The 16,776-nt window shown below is 74.7% G+C and carries 15 protein-coding genes; 13 read left to right on the forward strand and 2 right to left on the reverse strand.

Annotated features, from left to right (window positions below; all coding sequences use genetic code 11):
• Positions 1-75 precede the first annotated feature (75 nt).
• The 10 genes from O7611_RS08980 (at position 76) to O7611_RS09025 (ending at position 12,945) form a co-directional block, all read left to right on the forward strand.
• Positions 76-1,566: a replication-associated recombination protein A gene (locus O7611_RS08980; RefSeq protein WP_194802885.1), complete on the forward strand. Its 1,491-nt coding sequence runs from the start codon at positions 76-78 to the stop codon at positions 1,564-1,566.
• A 2,747-nt stretch (positions 1,567-4,313) separates the two neighbouring features.
• Complete coding sequence (locus tag O7611_RS08985; protein WP_135243889.1) at positions 4,314-4,931, forward strand: hypothetical protein; 618 nt, start codon at positions 4,314-4,316, stop codon at positions 4,929-4,931.
• 146 nt (positions 4,932-5,077) lie between these two features.
• Entirely contained in the window at positions 5,078-5,539 is a 462-nt protein-coding gene (locus O7611_RS08990) for a DUF948 domain-containing protein (protein ID WP_013285490.1), read from the forward strand.
• 32 nt (positions 5,540-5,571) lie between these two features.
• Positions 5,572-5,877, forward strand: coding sequence for a hypothetical protein (locus O7611_RS08995; protein WP_013285491.1), 306 nt, complete (start codon positions 5,572-5,574; stop codon positions 5,875-5,877).
• Entirely contained in the window at positions 5,874-8,555 is a 2,682-nt protein-coding gene (gene alaS / locus O7611_RS09000; RefSeq protein WP_194802883.1) for an alanine--tRNA ligase, read from the forward strand. Before O7611_RS08995 ends, alaS begins: the two co-directional genes overlap by 4 nt.
• Positions 8,556-8,681: 126 nt before the next feature.
• Positions 8,682-9,143 carry a Holliday junction resolvase RuvX gene (gene ruvX, locus O7611_RS09005; RefSeq protein ID WP_194802882.1) on the forward strand — a complete coding sequence of 154 codons (462 nt, stop codon included), beginning with the start codon at positions 8,682-8,684 and terminating at the stop codon, positions 9,141-9,143.
• The gene (gene mltG / locus O7611_RS09010; RefSeq protein ID WP_194802881.1) at positions 9,140-10,339 is read left to right on the forward strand and encodes an endolytic transglycosylase MltG; all 1,200 of its coding nucleotides are present in this window, start codon (positions 9,140-9,142) and stop codon (positions 10,337-10,339) included. The genes ruvX and mltG overlap by 4 nt, the downstream gene beginning before the upstream one ends.
• Complete coding sequence (locus tag O7611_RS09015; protein WP_194802880.1) at positions 10,339-11,175, forward strand: shikimate dehydrogenase; 837 nt, start codon at positions 10,339-10,341, stop codon at positions 11,173-11,175. Before mltG ends, O7611_RS09015 begins: the two co-directional genes overlap by 1 nt.
• Positions 11,176-11,260: 85 nt before the next feature.
• Positions 11,261-12,439: a chorismate synthase gene (gene aroC, locus O7611_RS09020; RefSeq protein ID WP_194802879.1), complete on the forward strand. Its 1,179-nt coding sequence runs from the start codon at positions 11,261-11,263 to the stop codon at positions 12,437-12,439.
• A complete protein-coding gene (locus O7611_RS09025) occupies positions 12,436-12,945 on the forward strand; it encodes a shikimate kinase (RefSeq protein WP_194802878.1) in 510 nt (169 codons plus the stop codon). The genes aroC and O7611_RS09025 overlap by 4 nt, the downstream gene beginning before the upstream one ends.
• 228 nt (positions 12,946-13,173) lie before the next feature.
• On the opposite strand, the gene O7611_RS09030 is transcribed toward O7611_RS09025, so the two are convergent.
• Together O7611_RS09030 and O7611_RS09035 are read right to left on the reverse strand one after the other, a co-directional pair.
• Entirely contained in the window at positions 13,174-13,965 is a 792-nt protein-coding gene (locus O7611_RS09030) for a cytochrome c oxidase assembly protein (protein ID WP_194802877.1), read from the reverse strand.
• A complete protein-coding gene (locus O7611_RS09035) occupies positions 13,962-14,504 on the reverse strand; it encodes a DUF2243 domain-containing protein (protein ID WP_194802876.1) in 543 nt (180 codons plus the stop codon). Before O7611_RS09035 ends, O7611_RS09030 begins: the two co-directional genes overlap by 4 nt.
• A gap of 92 nt (positions 14,505-14,596) precedes the next feature.
• Between O7611_RS09035 and aroB the strand changes: the two genes are divergently transcribed.
• The 3 genes from aroB to efp all read left to right on the forward strand — a co-directional run bounded on the left by aroB (position 14,597) and on the right by efp (position 16,754).
• Positions 14,597-15,673 carry a 3-dehydroquinate synthase gene (aroB, locus tag O7611_RS09040; protein ID WP_194802875.1) on the forward strand — a complete coding sequence of 359 codons (1,077 nt, stop codon included), beginning with the start codon at positions 14,597-14,599 and terminating at the stop codon, positions 15,671-15,673.
• Positions 15,670-16,110 (forward strand): type II 3-dehydroquinate dehydratase, encoded by a 441-nt coding sequence (gene aroQ, locus O7611_RS09045; RefSeq protein ID WP_194802874.1) that lies wholly within the window; start codon positions 15,670-15,672, stop codon positions 16,108-16,110. Before aroB ends, aroQ begins: the two co-directional genes overlap by 4 nt.
• 86 nt (positions 16,111-16,196) lie before the next feature.
• Positions 16,197-16,754 (forward strand): elongation factor P, encoded by a 558-nt coding sequence (efp, locus tag O7611_RS09050; protein ID WP_013285503.1) that lies wholly within the window; start codon positions 16,197-16,199, stop codon positions 16,752-16,754.
• Positions 16,755-16,776: the final 22 nt, after the last annotated feature.

Genomic DNA, 16,776 nt, shown 5'->3' on the forward strand with positions numbered 1-16,776 from the left:
CCGGAAAAGACCACCCCGGGCCGGGGCGGCGGCGCGATTCCGGCGTCGTCGGCCCGGCCCGGTACTGTCTTCGTGATGGAATCGGACGCCCTCTTCAGCCTCGGCGAGCCGGCCGGCGCACCCGCGGGCGCGGGCGGCGCCGACGGCTTCACCGACGCCCGGGCGGACTCGCCCCTGCCGGTCCGGATGCGGCCGGCGGGCATCGACGAGCTGGTCGGGCAGGAACACCTGCTCGCGCCGGGAGCGCCGCTGCGTCAGCTGGTCGAGGGCGCGACGCCGATGTCGGTGATCCTCTGGGGTCCGCCGGGCAGCGGCAAGACCACCATCGCCCACCTCGTGGCCCGGGCCACCGACCGGCGGTTCGTGGCGATGTCCGCGCTGACCGCCGGCGTGAAGGACGTCCGCGCCGTGATCGACACCGCCCGCCGGCAGCGGCGGTCCGGCGGCCCGCCGACGGTGCTGTTCATCGACGAGGTGCACCGGTTCAGCAAGACCCAGCAGGACTCGCTTCTCGCCGCGGTCGAGGACCGGACCGTCACGCTGCTGGCGGCGACCACGGAGAACCCGTACTTCTCGGTCATCTCGCCCTTGCTGTCGCGCTGCGTGCTGCTCACCCTCCAGGCCCTCGACGACGACGACGTCCGCGGCCTGCTGCGCCGCGCGGTCGCCGACGAGCGCGGACTCGGCGGCGCGCTGGTCCTGGCCGAGGAGGCGGAGGACCACCTGGTCCGCCTCGCCGGAGGCGACGTGCGCAAGGCGCTCACCGCGCTGGAGGCGGCCGCGGCCACCGCTACCGCGCTCGGCACCGGCCGGATCGACCTGGCGGTGGCCGAACAGGCGGTCGACGTGGCGGCGGTGCGATACGACCGCGACGGCGACGCCCACTACGACGTGACGAGCGCGTTCATCAAGAGCATGCGCGGCTCGGACGTGGACGCGTCACTGCACTGGCTGGCCCGGATGCTGGTGGCCGGTGAGGACGCCCGGTTCATCGCCCGCCGGTTGGTGATCTTCGCCAGTGAGGACGTCGGCATGGCCGATCCCACCGCGCTGACAGTGGCCACCGCGGCCGCCCACGCGGTCGAGTACGTGGGCCTGCCCGAGGCGCAGCTCAACCTGGCCCAGGCGGTCATCCATCTGGCCACGGCGCCGAAGTCGAACTCGGCCACCACAGCGATCGGCGCCGCCGTCGCCGACGTTCGCGCGGGTCGGGGCGGTCCGGTGCCGCGCGGGCTGCGCGACGCCCACTACTCCGGCGCGCGGGGCCTCGGTCACGGCCGCGGCTACCGCTACCCGCACGACGACCACCGGGGGGTGGTCACCCAGCAGTACGCTCCGGACGACCTCGTCGGCACCGACTACTACCAGCCCAGCGGGCACGGCGCGGAGCGGGCGGTGGCCACCCGGCTGCCGCTGCTGCGCCGGATCGTACGCGGGCTGCCGGCTCCGGCGACCCGGGCGGAGGCCGGCGCCCCGGCCACCGCGAACGGGGCCCGGGTGGGGGGCGGCGAGCAGGCCAGCGGGGCGAGTGAGGGCGGCAGCGACGCCGCCGAGGGGGGTCAGTAGTGATGGCGCGTGGTCCGGAGCGGCCGGCGGACGGCCCCGACGAGCGGCGCGACCCGCGGGGCAAGGGCCGCCGATGGGGACGCGGCCGGGCCGAGCCCGAGCTGGACCCGACTGTCGTCGGCGAGGAACTCGGCTGGATCGACGACCTGCGCACCGCCAAGCACCAGGGCGGTGAACTCGGGCCGGACGGTGACGTCCCGGCGCCGCACCCCGGCCCCGACCCGTCCTGGCCGGCCGCCGAGCCGCGTCGCCCGGCCCCCGCGCCGGGCCCCGCCCCCGGCATGCCGCCCGCCGGCCGACCGGCTGCGCCGCCCTCGGCACCGGGCCCGCAGCCGCCCTCGGCCGGTCAACCGGGTACGCCTGCGCCCGCAGGCCGGTCCGGTCCGCCGCCGGCAGGCCCGCAGGCGCCCGGCCGTCCCGTGCCGCCCCAGGCAGGCGCGCCCCAGGCTCCCGGCCGTCCCGTTCCGCCATCGGCCGGCGCACCGCAGGCCCCAGGCCGTCCCGTGCCGCCACCGGCCGCCGCGCCCCAGGCTCCCGGCCGGCCTCACCCGAGCGGGCCCGCTCCGGGCGGCCGCACCGACCCGACGATGCCGCCCGTGACCGGCCGTGCCGGACCGGCGGCGCCCCCGGCCGCGGGCCGCACCGGCGGACCCGGTAACGACCTCCCTCCGGCCCCCGGCCGTCCGGGCATCGACCCGCCTCCTCCGCAGCGACGGTCCGGTGCGGACATCGCCGCACCGGCCGGCCGGCCCGGCATGGACACGCCCCCGGCCGCCGGGCGTCCGGCGGGGGCGATGCCGCCGGGAGCCCGCCCGCCGGTCGAGGACGCGCCTGCCGGTCGCCCCGGCCCGGAGACGCCGCCCGGCGGCCGTCACGGTCCGCGTCCCCCGGTCATGCGCCGCCCCGACGCGCCCGCTCCCGCCGCCCCGCCGGTACGCCCCGGCGGTCCCGAGCCGGGTGCCCCGCGCCGGGCCGCCGACGGTCCCTGGCCCGGCGGCCCCGAAGCCGCCGCCCCGCGCCGCCCGGTCGACGGTCCGTGGCCGGGTGTGCCCGAGGCGCCGCGTCCGCCGGATGCGCCGTACCGCCGCCGCCCGGACGGACCCACCGGTCAGCAGCCACCGGTCACCGGCACCCGCACGCCGTCGGGGGCGCCGTCGCCCGGCCGCGTGCCCGCCGACGCGGGCCGGCCTTCCGCGGACGGCGACACCCGCGTACCGCCGGCGCCCCGCGGCGGGCACGGCGCCGGGCCCGAGGGCCCGCACCCGGCCGACCCGACGATCCCGCCGCCCGCCGGACGACGGGCCCGCCCCGACGACACCGCCGGCATCCAGCCGGTCTCCGGTGCGGGCCGCCGAGCGCGTGCCGACGGTGTTCCGCCCGGCACCCGGCCCGTCTCCGGTGCCGGCCGCCGCGCCGCGCCGGAAGGCGTCGCACCCGGCGCGCCGGCCGGGCGAGCAGTTCCGGACGCCGCCCCGGTCTCCGGTGGCGGGCGCCGTGCCCGGCACGACGAGCCCACCGGCGGTCACCACCTGCCCGCACCCGGCGCCGAACCCGCAGCCACGCCCGGCCGGCGGGCCGCCCCGGATCGCTCCCCGGTCGTGCCGCGCAGCGGCAACGCACCGGACGTGCCGGGCGCGCCCGTGTCCGGCAGCCCGGCGACCGGCCCGACCTCGCCCACCGGCCGTCGCGGCGCGCCAGCCGGCCGCGGCTCCGCGCCCGACACGGCCGGCGGCCGGAGCGGCGCACCCGACACGGCCGGCGGTCGACGGAGCGCACCCGAGGTACCCGGCGCCCGGCGGGCCGCGTCCGACGAGCCGGGTGGCCCCGGTGTCGCCGCCGAGACGCCCGGCCGACGGGCCGCCCGTGACGATGCCGGTGAGCAGCGGCCGCAACGGCCCGAACGCCCCGCCGACTGGCTGCGGCAGGCCGGTCGTTCGCCGCACACCGACCCCGCCATGCCGGTCACCCGCCGTCCGGCCGGCCCAGCCGCCGAGGAGCCGCCCGGCCGTTCCGGTGGCCCCACCGGCCGGGCCGGTGTCGCCGTGCCGCCGGTGCGTCCCGAACCGGGTACGCCGTCCCGGCGACAGGGGCAGCCCGGCCCCGATGTGCCGGCGCGCGCCGAACCGGCGGCCCGCCCCGACCAGTCCGGCCCGGGCATGCCCCCGGCCCGGCCTCAGCCGTCCGACCCGCCGTCCACCCGGCCCGGCCCGGCCCGCGGCGCTGCCCGTCCCGGTGTCGCCGCCGTCCCCGGTGGCGGACCGGCCGGCCCGGTCGAGCCTGGCCCGCGCGGCGACCTCGATCGCACGGGCGGGATTCCGGCCGGCGGTGGCCGTCCCGGTGGTGCTCCGGCCGGCCCGGCCGGACCCGGTGGCGACGGCCGTGGGGTGGCCCGCCCCGACGACATCTCCCGGCCCGGCGCCGGGCCCCGACCGCCGGTGCCCCCCGGCGCCCGAGGACCGGCGGGCGACGCCCCGATGCCGCCCGGCGCGCCGGTGGCCGCCCGCGCGGCCGCGGGTGTGGCCCGTCCGGTCGCGCCGGACGACCGGCCCGCCGGGCGGGCGACACCACCCGGACCGGAGACGGGCCGGCCCGGACCGGGCGGCCCGGCGACACCGGCGGCGGCCCGGGCGGCTGTGGTCGTACCCCCGGGGGAGCCGGCGGGGCCACGGCCCGGCGGTCCCGGACCGGCCGACAGCGGCGCGGAGGCCGGTGGCCTGCGTGGCGCGCGGTCCGAGCTGCGCCGGCAGATGCGCGAGCGCAGCCGGCTGCGGCTGGGCATCCTCGCCCTGGTCAGCCTCGTGCTGCTGGGTGCGGTGCCGCTCTACTTCGGGATGCGGACGCTCAGCCGCGACCCGGTCTTCGACACCCTCGACGAGCTCTCGGTGCCCGCCTGGGCGCAGAGCAACACGGTGGACAACGTCAGCGGCAGCCGCTGGTGCCTGCAGGACTGCCGCCTGCGCGAACGGTCCGTCGAGTCGGAGCAGGGGTGGAAGGAGACCGTCGCGGTCTACGAGAAGGCGCTGGCCGGGGACGGGTGGCGGCGCTGGAAGGTCGACCGTTGCCCGGACGAGAAGGTCCCTGGCAGCTACACCTGCTGGCGCCGGGACGAACTCACGCTCGACCTGTGGGTACGCGACCGCACCTGCACGCCCCCGCCGATCGACGGAGCGCCCGCGCCGTCCACGCCCGCCGAGCCCGCAGCGGCGGCGTGCACCGGCTCGTTGGTGTCGGTGAAGGTGCGCAACGCGATCGATGACGAGCGCACCGGACCGACACCGACCACCGATCCGTCACTCACCGGTGAGGATCCCTACCCGACGCTGACCGACGACCCGCTGGGCGAGGTGACCCCCTCACCGTCGTGAGCCGACTTCCATCACGGACGGTAGGGTCTGGGGCTGGCACGCCCGTCCGTGCCCGGTGACCGGGTCGGCGTGGCGCGAAGTGGGTAGGTACGGTCGCGCGTTCCGGGGCGTCGGGTTCCGGGACACTGCTTGAGGAGGACTTTCGCGTGAGTGGTGGAGAGATCGCTGCGCTGATCGCGGCCGGCGCGTTCCTGATGCTGGTGCTCGTGCTGGCGGTGCCGATCCTGCGGCTGCGGCACACCGTGGACGCGACGACCCGCATGATCACCGACGTGAACGAGCGCACCGCGCCGCTGCTCGGTGACGTGAACACCACGGTGAAGAACGTCAACGTGGCGCTGGAGCAGGTGCAGACCTCGCTGGACGGGGTGAACCTCCAGCTCGCCAAGGTGGACACCATGACCAGCCACGCGCAGAACGTCACCGCGAACGTGGCGAACCTGGCCACCGTGGTCTCCGCCGCCGCCGCGAACCCGCTGGTCAAGGTGGCCGCGTTCGGCTACGGCGTGCGCCGGGCCGCCTCCGCCCGCCGGCACGCCGAGACCGAGCGCGAGGTGCGCGACACCATCAAGCAGCAGCGTCGCGCCGCCAAGCGCGGCAACCGCTGACCCCGACCGGCGTACGCGGGAAGGATGAGAACATGAGGCGGTTGTTCTGGCTGGGCATCGGGCTGGCCGTGGGCGTCCTGGTGGTGCGCAAGGCCACCCGGACCGCGCAGGCGTACACCCCGGCCGGCATCGCCAGCGGGCTGTCCGAGTCCGCCGGCGGTCTGGTCGAGTCGCTCCGGGCGTTCGTGGACGACGTCCGGGTCGGCATGGCCGAGCGTGAGCAGGAGATCCACGAGGCCTTCGCCCGCGGCGAGGTGTACGACGACCAGTTCGCCGAGCTGCGGGAGGACCCGCGGATCGGCGACCGAGAGATTTTCCCGGAGGACCACCAGCGATGAAGACGGCGGAGATCAAGCGGCGGTTCCTCGCCCACTTCGAGGCGAACGGGCACACCGTGGTTCCGTCCGCTCCGCTGCCCGCCATCAGCGACCCGAACCTGCTGTTCATCAACGCGGGCATGGTGCAGTTCGTGCCCTACTTCCTGGGCCAGCAGACCCCGCCGTACGCGCGGGCGACGAGCGTGCAGAAGTGCATCCGGACGCCTGACATCGACGAGGTCGGCAAGACCAGCCGGCACGGCACGTTCTTCCAGATGAACGGCAACTTCTCCTTCGGTGACTACTTCAAGTCCGGGGCGATCCCGCTCGCCTGGGACCTGGCCACCAAGTCGGTCGAGGCGGGCGGTTTCGGACTGGACCCGGAGCGGATCTGGGCCACCGTCTACCTGGACGACGACGAGGCGTACGACATCTGGCGTGCCACCGGCGTGCCGGCCGATCGGATCGTGCGCCGCGGCAAGGCTGACAACTTCTGGTCGATGGGCATCCCCGGCCCGTGCGGCCCCTGCTCCGAGCTGTACTACGACCGCGGCCCGGCCTACGGCCGCGAGGGCGGTCCGGAGGTCGACGAGGACCGTTACCTGGAGTTCTGGAACCTCGTCTTCATGCAGTTCGAGCGCGGCCCGGGCACCGGCAAGGAGGACTTCCCGATCCTCGGTGACCTGCCGGCGAAGAACATCGACACCGGCATGGGCCTGGAGCGGATGGCCTCGCTGCTGCAGGGCGTGGACAACCTCTACGAGATCGACGAGGTCAAGCCGATCCTCGACCGGGCGGCCGAGCTGACCGGCAAGCGCTACGGCGTGCACTCGGGTCACGCGGCCAACGAGTCGCACCCGGACGACGTGCGCCTCCGGGTCATCGCCGACCACGTGCGCACCTCGCTGATGCTCATCGGCGACGGGGTGACCCCGTCGAACGAGGGCCGGGGCTACGTGCTGCGGCGGATCATGCGCCGGGCGATCCGGGCGGTGCGGCTGCTGGGCTACCAGGACCGGGCGCTGCCGGAGCTGCTGCCGGTGGCCCGCGACTGCATGGCGCCGTCGTACCCGGAGCTGGCCGAGGACTTCGGCCGGATCTCCCAGTACGCGTACGCCGAGGAGGACGCGTTCCTGGCCACGCTGCGCGCCGGCACCACGATCCTGGACACCGCCATCGCCGAGACCAAGTCGGCCGGCAAGGCGGCGCTCTCCGGTGACAAGGCGTTCCAGCTGCACGACACGTACGGCTTCCCGATCGACCTGACCCTGGAGATCGCGGCCGAGCAGGGGCTGCAGGTCGACGCGGAGGGCTTCCGCCGGCTGATGGCCGACCAGCGCAGCCGGGCCAAGGCCGACGCGCAGGCGCGCAAGACCGGGCACACCGACGTGTCGGCCTACCGGTCGGTGCTCGACGGCGGCGGGCCGGTGGAGTTCACCGGCTACACCGAGCTGAGCCGGGAGTCACGGGTCCGCGCGCTGCTGTCCGGCGGCGCCGCGATCTCCGCGGCGGTCGAGGGCGACACGATCGAGCTGGTGCTCGACACCACCCCGTTCTACGCCGAGGGCGGCGGCCAGCAGCCCGACCAGGGGCTCATCACCGTCGGCGGCGGCCAGGTCGAGGTCTTCGACGTGCAGCAGCCGGTGCCCGGCCTGATCGTGCACCGGGCCAAGGTGGTGCGCGGCGAGGTCCGCTCCGGGGAGACCGGGTACGCCGAGATCGACGTGTCCCGCCGCCGGGCGATCTCCCGCTCGCACACCGCCACGCACCTGGTGCACCAGACGATGCGCAACTTCCTCGGCGAGTCGGCGACCCAGGCGGGTTCGCTCAACGCGCCGGGCCGGCTGCGGTTCGACTTCAACACCCCGACGGGTGTGGCGCCGAGCGTGCTGCACGACGTCGAGCAGCAGGTCAACGAGGTGCTGCTGGCCGACCTGGAGGTGCACGCGTTCGTCACCAGCCAGGAGGAGGCCCGCCGGATCGGGGCGATGGCCCTGTTCGGCGAGAAGTACGGCGAGCGGGTCCGGGTCGTCGAGGTCGGCGACTACGCCCGCGAGCTGTGTGGTGGCACGCACGTGGCCCGCTCCGCCCAGCTCGGCCTGGTGAAGATCCTCTCCGAGGCGTCTGTGGGTTCCGGCGTCCGCCGCATCGAGGCGCTCGTCGGCATGGACGCGTTCGGCTTCCTGGCCCGTGAGCACCTGCTGGTGTCCCGGCTGGCCGAGCTGTTCCGGGTGCCCGGCGAGCAGGTGGCCGACCGGGTGGAGCAGACCGTCACCCAGCTGCGCGACGCGGAGAAGGAGCTGGAGAAGCTGCGCGCCCAGCTCGTGCTCGGCGGGGCCGGTGCCCTGGCGGCGCAGGCGAAGGACGTGCGCGGCGTCGCGTACGTCGGCACCGAGGCGCCGGAGGGCGCGGCCGCGAACGACGTGCGGACCCTCGCCCAGGAGATCCGGGGCCGGATCGACGCGGCCCGCCCGGCGGTGGTCGCGGTGGCCGCCCGGGCCAACGGCAAGGCGTCGCTCGTGGTGGCCGTCAACCAGGCCGCCCGGGGGCGGAACCTGAGCGCGAAGGACCTGGTCAAGGCGGCGTTCTCCGGCCGCGGCGGCGGCAGCGACGACCTGGCCCAGGGCGGCGGCCTGCCCGCGACGGAGGCGCCGAACCTGCTGGTCACCGTCGAGCGGGCGGTCGCCGGCACGGCATGAGCGAACGCACCGAGCGAAGCGAGGGCCGCGAGCGCATGCCCGGCGATACGGCATGAGCGCAACGATCGACGCCAGGGCGGACCACCCGGTCCGCCCTGGCCCGTACCGGCGGGGAGGTGTCCGCTCGTGACCGAGCTGTCCCGTGGCGTCCGGCTGGGCGTCGACGTCGGCCAGGTCCGGGTGGGGGTGGCCCGCTGTGATCCGCACGGCATCCTGGCCACGCCTTTGGTGACGCTGGCCCGTGACCTGACCGCCGAACCGGACGCGGTGCCCGGCGACATGGCCGAGCTGGTCCGGCTCGCCGCCGAGCACGAGGCGGTGGGGATCGTGGTCGGGCTGCCGGTCAACCTGGCCGGAAAGCACGGCCCCGCGGCGGCGAACGTATCAGCATATGCCAGCCGATTGGCTGATGTAATGAGGCCGATTCCGGTGACGCTGACGGACGAGAGGATGTCTACCGTCGTCGCGAGTCGTAGGCTGGCCGAACGGGGCGTCCGGGGAAAGCGCCAACGAGCGGTGGTCGACCAGGCCGCCGCGGTGGAGATTCTGCAGAGCTGGCTGGACGCACAGCGGAGGCGGACGCAATGATCGACGATCTTGATCTGGGGTTCGACGAGCCGGACAGGGGGGAGAAGGGCCGGCACCGGCGCGGCGCGGTGCGCCGACGCCAGGGCAAGTCCGGCGGCGGCCGGGGCAAGACCCTGCTCGCCCTCGCCCTCGCGCTGGTCCTGCTCGGCGGCATCGGCGGCGGTGCGTTCTACGGCTTCGACCGGGTCCAGAACTACTTCGTCACACCCGACTACGACGGCTCCGGCACCGGCGAGGTGACCGTCGAGATCAAGCAGGGCGCGTTGATCGCCGACATGGCCGACGCGCTCGTCGCCGCCGACGTGGTGAAGAGCACCAAGGCGTTCATCGAGGCCGCCGAGGAGAACTCGCGCAGCAAGAACATCCAGCCCGGCACGTACAAGCTGCGCAAGCAGATGAGCGGTGACGCGGCGGTCGCGGCGATGCTGGACCTCAAGAACAAGATCGTCAACGGGATCACCATCCCCGAGGGCCTCACCGCGAAGACGGTCTACAAGCGGCTCTCCGAGAAGACCGACATCCCGGTCAAGGACTTCGAGGCCGCGGCGAAGGACCCGGAGGCGCTCGGCGTACCGGACTGGTGGTTCAAGCGTTCCGACGGCAAGAAGGTCAACCCGTCGATCGAGGGCTTCCTCTTCCCGGACACCTACGAGATCCCGCCGAAGGCCACCGCCGAGACGATCCTCAAGCTGATGGTGGACAACTTCCTTACCGTCACCTCCGGCATGCAGTACGCCGAGAAGGTGCAGAAGGAACGCGGCGGCATCACCCCGTACGAGGCGCTGATCGTCGCCTCGCTCGCGCAGGCCGAGGCCGGCAACAAGGTCGACCTGGGCAAGGTCGCCCGGGTCGCGTACAACCGGGTCTACGGCGAGTTCCCCTGCAACTGCCTGGAGATGGACGTCACCGTCAACTACTACCTGGAGCTGACCGGGCAGAAGACCAAGGCATCCAAGGACATGACCGCCGCCGAGCTGGACAACCCGAAGAACCCGTACAACCGCAAGCTGCGCGGGCTGGTCCCCTCGCCGATCAACAACCCCGGCAAGGAGGCGCTGGAGGGCGCGCTGAGCCCGCCGGACGGCAAGTGGCTCTACTTCGTGGCGATCAGCAAGGACGGCCGCTCCGCGTTCGCCGAGACCTACGCCGAGCAGAAGCGCAACGAGCAGAAGGCCAAGGAGGCCGGGATCATCTGATGGCCGATCCCCGCCGCGCCGCGGTGGTCGGCAAGCCGATCGCCCACTCGCTCTCCCCGGTGATCCACACCGCCGGGTACGCGGCGGCCGGGCTGACCGGCTGGTCGTACACCCGGATCGAAGCCGGCGCCGACGAGCTGCCCGGCCTGGTCGCGGGCCTCGGCCCGGAATGGGCCGGGCTGTCGGTGACCATGCCGGGCAAGGAGGCGGCGCTCGCGCTGGCCGACGAGGTCTCGCCGGTCGCCGCCGCCGTCGGCGCCGCCAACACGCTGGTACGCCGGCCCGACGGCACCTGGTACGCGGACAACACCGACGTCACCGGCATGGTCGAGGTGCTCACCGGCGCCGGCTGCGTGGCCGGGGCGGTGGTCACCGTGCTCGGCGCGGGTGGCACCGCCCGGGCGGCCATCGCGGCGGCGGCCCGGATCGGGGCGGCCGAGGTGACTGTGGTGGCCCGCCGCCCGGAGGCGGTCGACGAGCTGCGTCCGGTCGCGGCGGCCGCCGGCGTTCCGCTGGCCGGGGCCGAGTGGGACGGCGCGCCCGCGCACGCCCGCGCCGACCTGGTGATCTCCACGGTGCCGAAGGGCGTGGCCGACCCGCTCGCCGACAACTTCGACTGGCGGCCCGAGTCGGTCTTCTTCGACGTGGTCTACGACCCGTGGCCGACGCCGCTCGCGGCGGCGGCGCTGGCCGCCGGGTGCCGGGTGGTCTCCGGGCTGGATCTGCTGCTGGCCCAGGCGTACGGCCAGTTCGAGCAGTTCACCGGTGTCCCCGCGCCGCGCGCCGCGATGGCCGACGCCCTGGCACGGGAACGGGTCGGCGCCGGACCGGCGTGACCGGTGCGCGGACGGGCCCGTCCGCAGGGCGGGATGCGGCGGGCGGCGTACGCCGGCGACCACCGGGCGTGACACACTGACCGTCGTGTTGCGCTGGCTGACTGCAGGTGAATCGCACGGACCCGCCCTCGTCGCGATGCTGGAGGGCGTACCCGCCGGCATCGAGGTGACCACCGGGGAGATCTCCGGCGAGCTGGCCCGGCGCCGGCTCGGCTACGGCCGGGGCGCCCGGATGTCGTTCGAGCAGGACGAGATCGAGATCATCGGCGGGCTCCGGCACGGGGTGACGCTCGGCAGCCCGGTGGCGATCCGGGTCGGCAACTCCGAGTGGCCCAAGTGGCGCACCGTGATGGCCGCCGACCCGGTCGACCCGGAGGAACTGGCGAACCAGGCCCGCAACGCGCCGCTGACCCGGCCCCGGCCGGGCCATGCCGACCTGGCTGGCATGCAGAAGTACGGGCACACCGACGCCCGGCCGATCCTGGAGCGCGCCAGCGCCCGGGAGACCGCCGCCCGGGTCGCGGTGGGCACCGTCGCCAAGGCGCTCGTGCGTCAGGCGCTCGGCGTCGAGATCGTCTCGCACGTGGTCGAGCTGGGTCCGGTGGCGGTCAAGCCGGGCCTGCGCCCCACGCCGGAGGACGCCGCGCGCATCGACGCCGACCCGCTGCGCTGCCTTGACGCCGAGGCCAGCGCCCGGATGGTCGCCGAGGTCGACGCCGCGAAGAAGGCCGCCGACACGCTCGGTGGCGTGGTCGAGGTGCTCGCGTACGGGGTGCCGCCGGGCCTGGGCAGCCACGTCCAGTGGGACCGGAAGCTCGACGCCCGCCTCGCCACCGCGCTCATGTCGATCCAGGCGATCAAGGGCGTGGAGATCGGCGACGGCTGGCAGCAGGCCCGCTCGCGCGGTTCGGAGGCGCACGACGAGATCGTGCCCACCGCCACCGGCGTGCGGCGGATCACCGACCGGGCCGGTGGCCTGGAGGGCGGCATCACCACGGGTGAGCCGCTGCGGGTGAAGGCGGCCATGAAGCCGATCTCGTCGCTGAACCGGGCGCTCGCCACCATCGACGTGACCACCGGCGAGCCGGCCACCGCGATCAACCAGCGTTCCGACGTGTGCGCGGTGCCGGCGGCGGCCGTGGTGGCCGAGGCGATGGTCGCGCTGGTGCTGGCCGAGGCGGCGGTGGAGAAGTTCGGCGGCGACTCGGTCGCCGAGATGCGCCGCAACCTGACCGGTTACCTCGACAGCCTGGTGATCAAATGAGCACCCGGCCGGTCTGCGTGCTGGTCGGGGCACCCGGCTCCGGCAAGACCACAGTCGGCACGGCGCTCGCCGAGGCGCTCGGCGTCGGCTTCCGGGACACCGACGCCGACATCGAGGACCTCGCCGGCAAGCCGATCCCGGAGATCTTCGTGGACGAGGGGGAGGAGCACTTCCGTACCCTCGAACGGGCCGCCGTGGCGGCGGCGCTCGCGTCGCACGCGGGCGTGCTTGCGCTCGGCGGCGGCGCGGTCCTGGCCGAGGAGAACCGGGCCGCGCTGATCGGCCACACGGTGGTGCACCTGTCGGTGGAGCTGCCGGACGCGCTCAAGCGGGTCGGTCTGGGTGCCGGCCGGCCGCTGCTCGCGCTGAACCCGCGCGCCACGCTCAAGCACCTGCTGGACCAGCGCCGCCCGCTCTACGCCGAGGTGGCGACCGCGACCGTGGTCACCGACGGGCGTACGCCGCAGGAGCTGGCCGCGGAGATCGCCGCGCTGCTCAAGCCCTGACACCCGCCCCGCCGCGCCTGGCTCCCGCCCTCGGTGGAACGCCGTGGGTGTCTCCGGGGCGTTATGACACCCGTGGTGTTCCACTCGTCGGCTGATGCCGTGGTGGGTGGAACGTGGTGGGTGTCTCCTCGGCCTCTTGGCACCCGTGGCGTTCCAGCCGGCGCGCATGACGTCGGTGGGTGGAACTTCGTGGGCGGGTGAGAAGGCGCGTCGGCCAGGTCCGGCCGGTCAGGCGTTTGCGGCGACGGTCCCGGCCGCGCGGCGGCGGCGCTTGGCCGGTTCGGGCCGCCAGGTGGCGAGCAACGCCAGCGCCAGCGCGATCTCGGCCAGGTCGCCCAGGTAGTACATGAGCGTGGCCCCGGCCCGCAGCTCGGCGGCGGTGGCCGGCACGTCGACGAACAGCCCGGCGTAGAGCAGCTGAGCGATGGTGGCGTGCGCGGCCACCCCGAACCCGATCACCACGAGCCGGACCGGTACGCGTGGGCGGTGCGGTCCGGGATCGGGACCGGCGATCGACCAGGCGAACAGGCAGCCGCTGAGCAGGAAGTGCGCGTTCACCAGCGTGTGCAGGGCCGGGTTGTCGAGGGTGGCCCGGTACAGCGGGGTGAGGTAGAGCAGCCACAGCCCGCCCGCGGTGAGCACCAGGCCGGTCACCGGGTGGCCGAGGACCCGCGCGACCGGGTGCCGCAGCAGGTGGACCAGGGCCCGGCCGGTACGCCGGTCCAGCGTGCGCAGCAGCAGCGTGACCGGGGCGCCGAGCACCAGCGCCAGCGGCGCGAGCATGCCGATCAGCAGGTGCTGCCACATGTGCCCGACGAAGTCGCCGGCCGGCCAGAGCAGCCCGGTCACCAGCAGCAGCGCGCCCAGCCCGAAGCTCGCCATGCGGGCGTGCGGCCAGCCCGGCCCGCCCGGGTCGCGCAGCCGCAGCGCGGCGGCCAGGTACGCCCAGAACAGCGCCGCCGGGACCAGCGCGGTCGCCGGGAAGCCGCCGTCGGCGTGCCCGGCGTGGGCCAGGCTCACCGGCGCTCCGGCGCGCAGAGGTCCACTGCGCGGGCCCGGCGCTGGATCGCCCAGCCGACTGCGATCAGCACCACGCCGAGGGCCAGGAACCCGAGGTCCCACCAGAGCTGGTTCGGGCCGCCGCGTACGTGGTGGATGCCGAGCAGGTGGTGGTCGATGACGCCTTCGACCAGGTTGAACAGGCCCCAGCCGATCAGCGCCCAGCCCCACAGCATCGGCGAGCGCCACAGCCGGCCCCGGGAGCTGGTCACCCGGGAGTAGAGCAGGGCCAGGCCGGTCAGCACCGCCACCCAGGTGACCACGTGGAACAGGCCGTCCCAGAGCGTGTTCATCTGCAACCCGGGCACGGTGTCCACCGGGTACTCGCGTACGCCGACCCGGTCGCTGCCGGTGCTGCTGAGCATGTGGTGCCACTGGAGGACCTGGTGCAGGACGATGCCGTCGACGAAGCCACCGAGCCCGACGCCGAGGATCGTGGCGGGCAGCCGGATGCTCGTCGCGGATTCCGGTCGGGTTGCGTGTGCCGTCGTCTCGCTCATTCCGGCCGCCCTACCCGCGGTGCGGCCGGGCAAACACCCAGCCGGTGGACAACGGCCGCGCGAGGGCGGCGCGCTGGACTAGGCTGCCCGCGATGGACGAGGTGACCCGGATTCCGGTCGGCGGCGAGCGGCCGTACGACGTGCTCGTGGGACGTGACCTGCTGGACCCGCCGCCCCGGCTGCTGCCGGGCGCCGAGCGGGTGGCCTTCCTGCACGCGCCGCCGCTCAAGGCGCTCGCCGACCGGCTCGCCGACGCGGTTCGCGAGGGCGGCGTGACGCCGCTGCTGATCGAGGTGCCCGACGCCGAGGCGGGCAAGCACGTCGACGTGGCGGCGGCCTGCTGGGACCGGCTCGGTGACGCCGGGTTCACCCGTACCGACGCGGTGGTCGGGGTGGGCGGCGGCGCGGTCACCGACCTGGCCGGCTTCGTCGCGGCGACCTGGCTGCGCGGCGTGCGCTGGGTGCCGGTCGCCACGTCGCTGCTCGGCATGGTCGACGCCGCCGTGGGCGGCAAGACCGGCATCAACACCGCCGCCGGCAAGAACCTGGTCGGCGCGTTCCACCCGCCGGCCGGCGTGCTGGCCGACCTGGCGACGCTGGACAGCCTGCCCCCGGCGGACCTGGCCGCCGGGATGGCCGAGGTGGTCAAGTGCGGGTTCATCGCCGACCCGGTCATCCTCGACCTGGTCGAGCGGGATCCGGCCGCCGCGCTGGACCCGGCCGGGCCGGTGCTGCGGGAACTGGTCGAGCGCGCGGTCCGCGTGAAGGCCGACGTGGTCGCCGGAGACCTGCGCGAGTCCGGGGTACGCGAGGTGCTCAACTACGGGCACACCCTGGCGCACGCGATCGAGAAGGTGGAGGGCTACCGCTGGCGGCACGGCCACGCGGTCGCGGTCGGCCTGGTCTACGCCGCCACGCTGGCCCGGCTCGCCGGTCGCCTCGACGCGGCCGACGCCGAGCGGCACCGCCGGGTGCTGACCGCGCTCGACCTGCCCACCGGCTACCGGGCCGACGCCTGGCCGGAGCTGCTCGCCGCGATGCGGGTGGACAAGAAGGCCCGGGGCAGCCGGTTGCGGTTCGTGGTGCTCGACGGGCTCGCCCGCCCGGCGATCCTGGAGGCGCCGCCGGACGACCTGCTCGCCGCCGCGTACGCGGAGATCAGCTCGTGAGGGTGTACGTGCTCAACGGACCGAACCTGGGCCGCCTCGGCACCCGCCAGGTCGACGTGTACGGGGTGACCAGCTACGCCCAGCTCGTGGCCGACTGTGAGCGGCACGGCCGGGAGCTGGGCCTGGACGTGGAGGTCCGGCAGACCGACGCCGAGCACGAGATGCTGGCCTGGCTGCACGAGGCGGCCGACGAGGCGGCGGCGGTGGTGCTGAACCCGGCCGCCTGGTCGCACTACTCGGTCGCGGTGCGGGACGCCTGCGCCATGCTGCGCGGCCCGCTGGTCGAGGTGCACATCTCCAACATCCACGCCCGGGAGGAGTTCCGGCACCACTCGGTGGTCTCCGCGGTGGCCACCGGCGTGATCTGCGGCCTGGGTGTGGACGGCTACCGGCTGGCGCTGCACCACCTGGCCGCCCGGCTCGCCGCAGGAGCCTGAGCCGGTCCGTTCCGTGGCGCGAGTCCGATTCGACAGAGCGAGTAGACTTGGACGGTCTGTCCGCCAATTGATGATCAAGGCAGGAAATGGCCACCACCAACGACCTGAAGAACGGCCTGGTACTCAACCTGGACGGCGAGCTGTGGGCCGTCGTCGAGTTCCAGCACGTCAAGCCCGGTAAGGGTGGTGCCTTCGTGCGCACCACGCTGAAGAACGTGCTGTCCGGCAAGGTGGTCGACAAGACCTTCAACGCGGGCACCAAGGTCGAGACCGCGACCGTGGACAAGCGCACCATGCAGTACCTGTACGCCGACGGCGAGGACTACGTCTTCATGGATCTGGAGACGTTCGACCAGATCACCGTCCCCGGCGGCACCGTCGGCGAGGCCGCCAACTACCTCCTCCCCGAGGCCGAGGCGACCGTCGCCACCCACGAGAGCGTGCCGCTGTACATCGAGCTGCCGACCTCGGTCGTGCTCGAGGTCACCTACACCGAGCCGGGCCTGCAGGGCGACCGGTCGACCGGCGGCAACAAGCCGGCCACCGTCGAGACCGGCGCCACAGTGCAGGTGCCGCTGTTCATCACCACCGGTGAGAAGATCAAGGTCGACACCCGCGACGGCCGTTACCTCGGCCGAGCCTGATGGCCGAGGGCCCCAAGCAGCA

Source organism: Micromonospora sp. WMMC273, assembly GCF_027460285.1.
Lineage (GTDB): Bacteria > Actinomycetota > Actinomycetes > Mycobacteriales > Micromonosporaceae > Micromonospora > Micromonospora aurantiaca.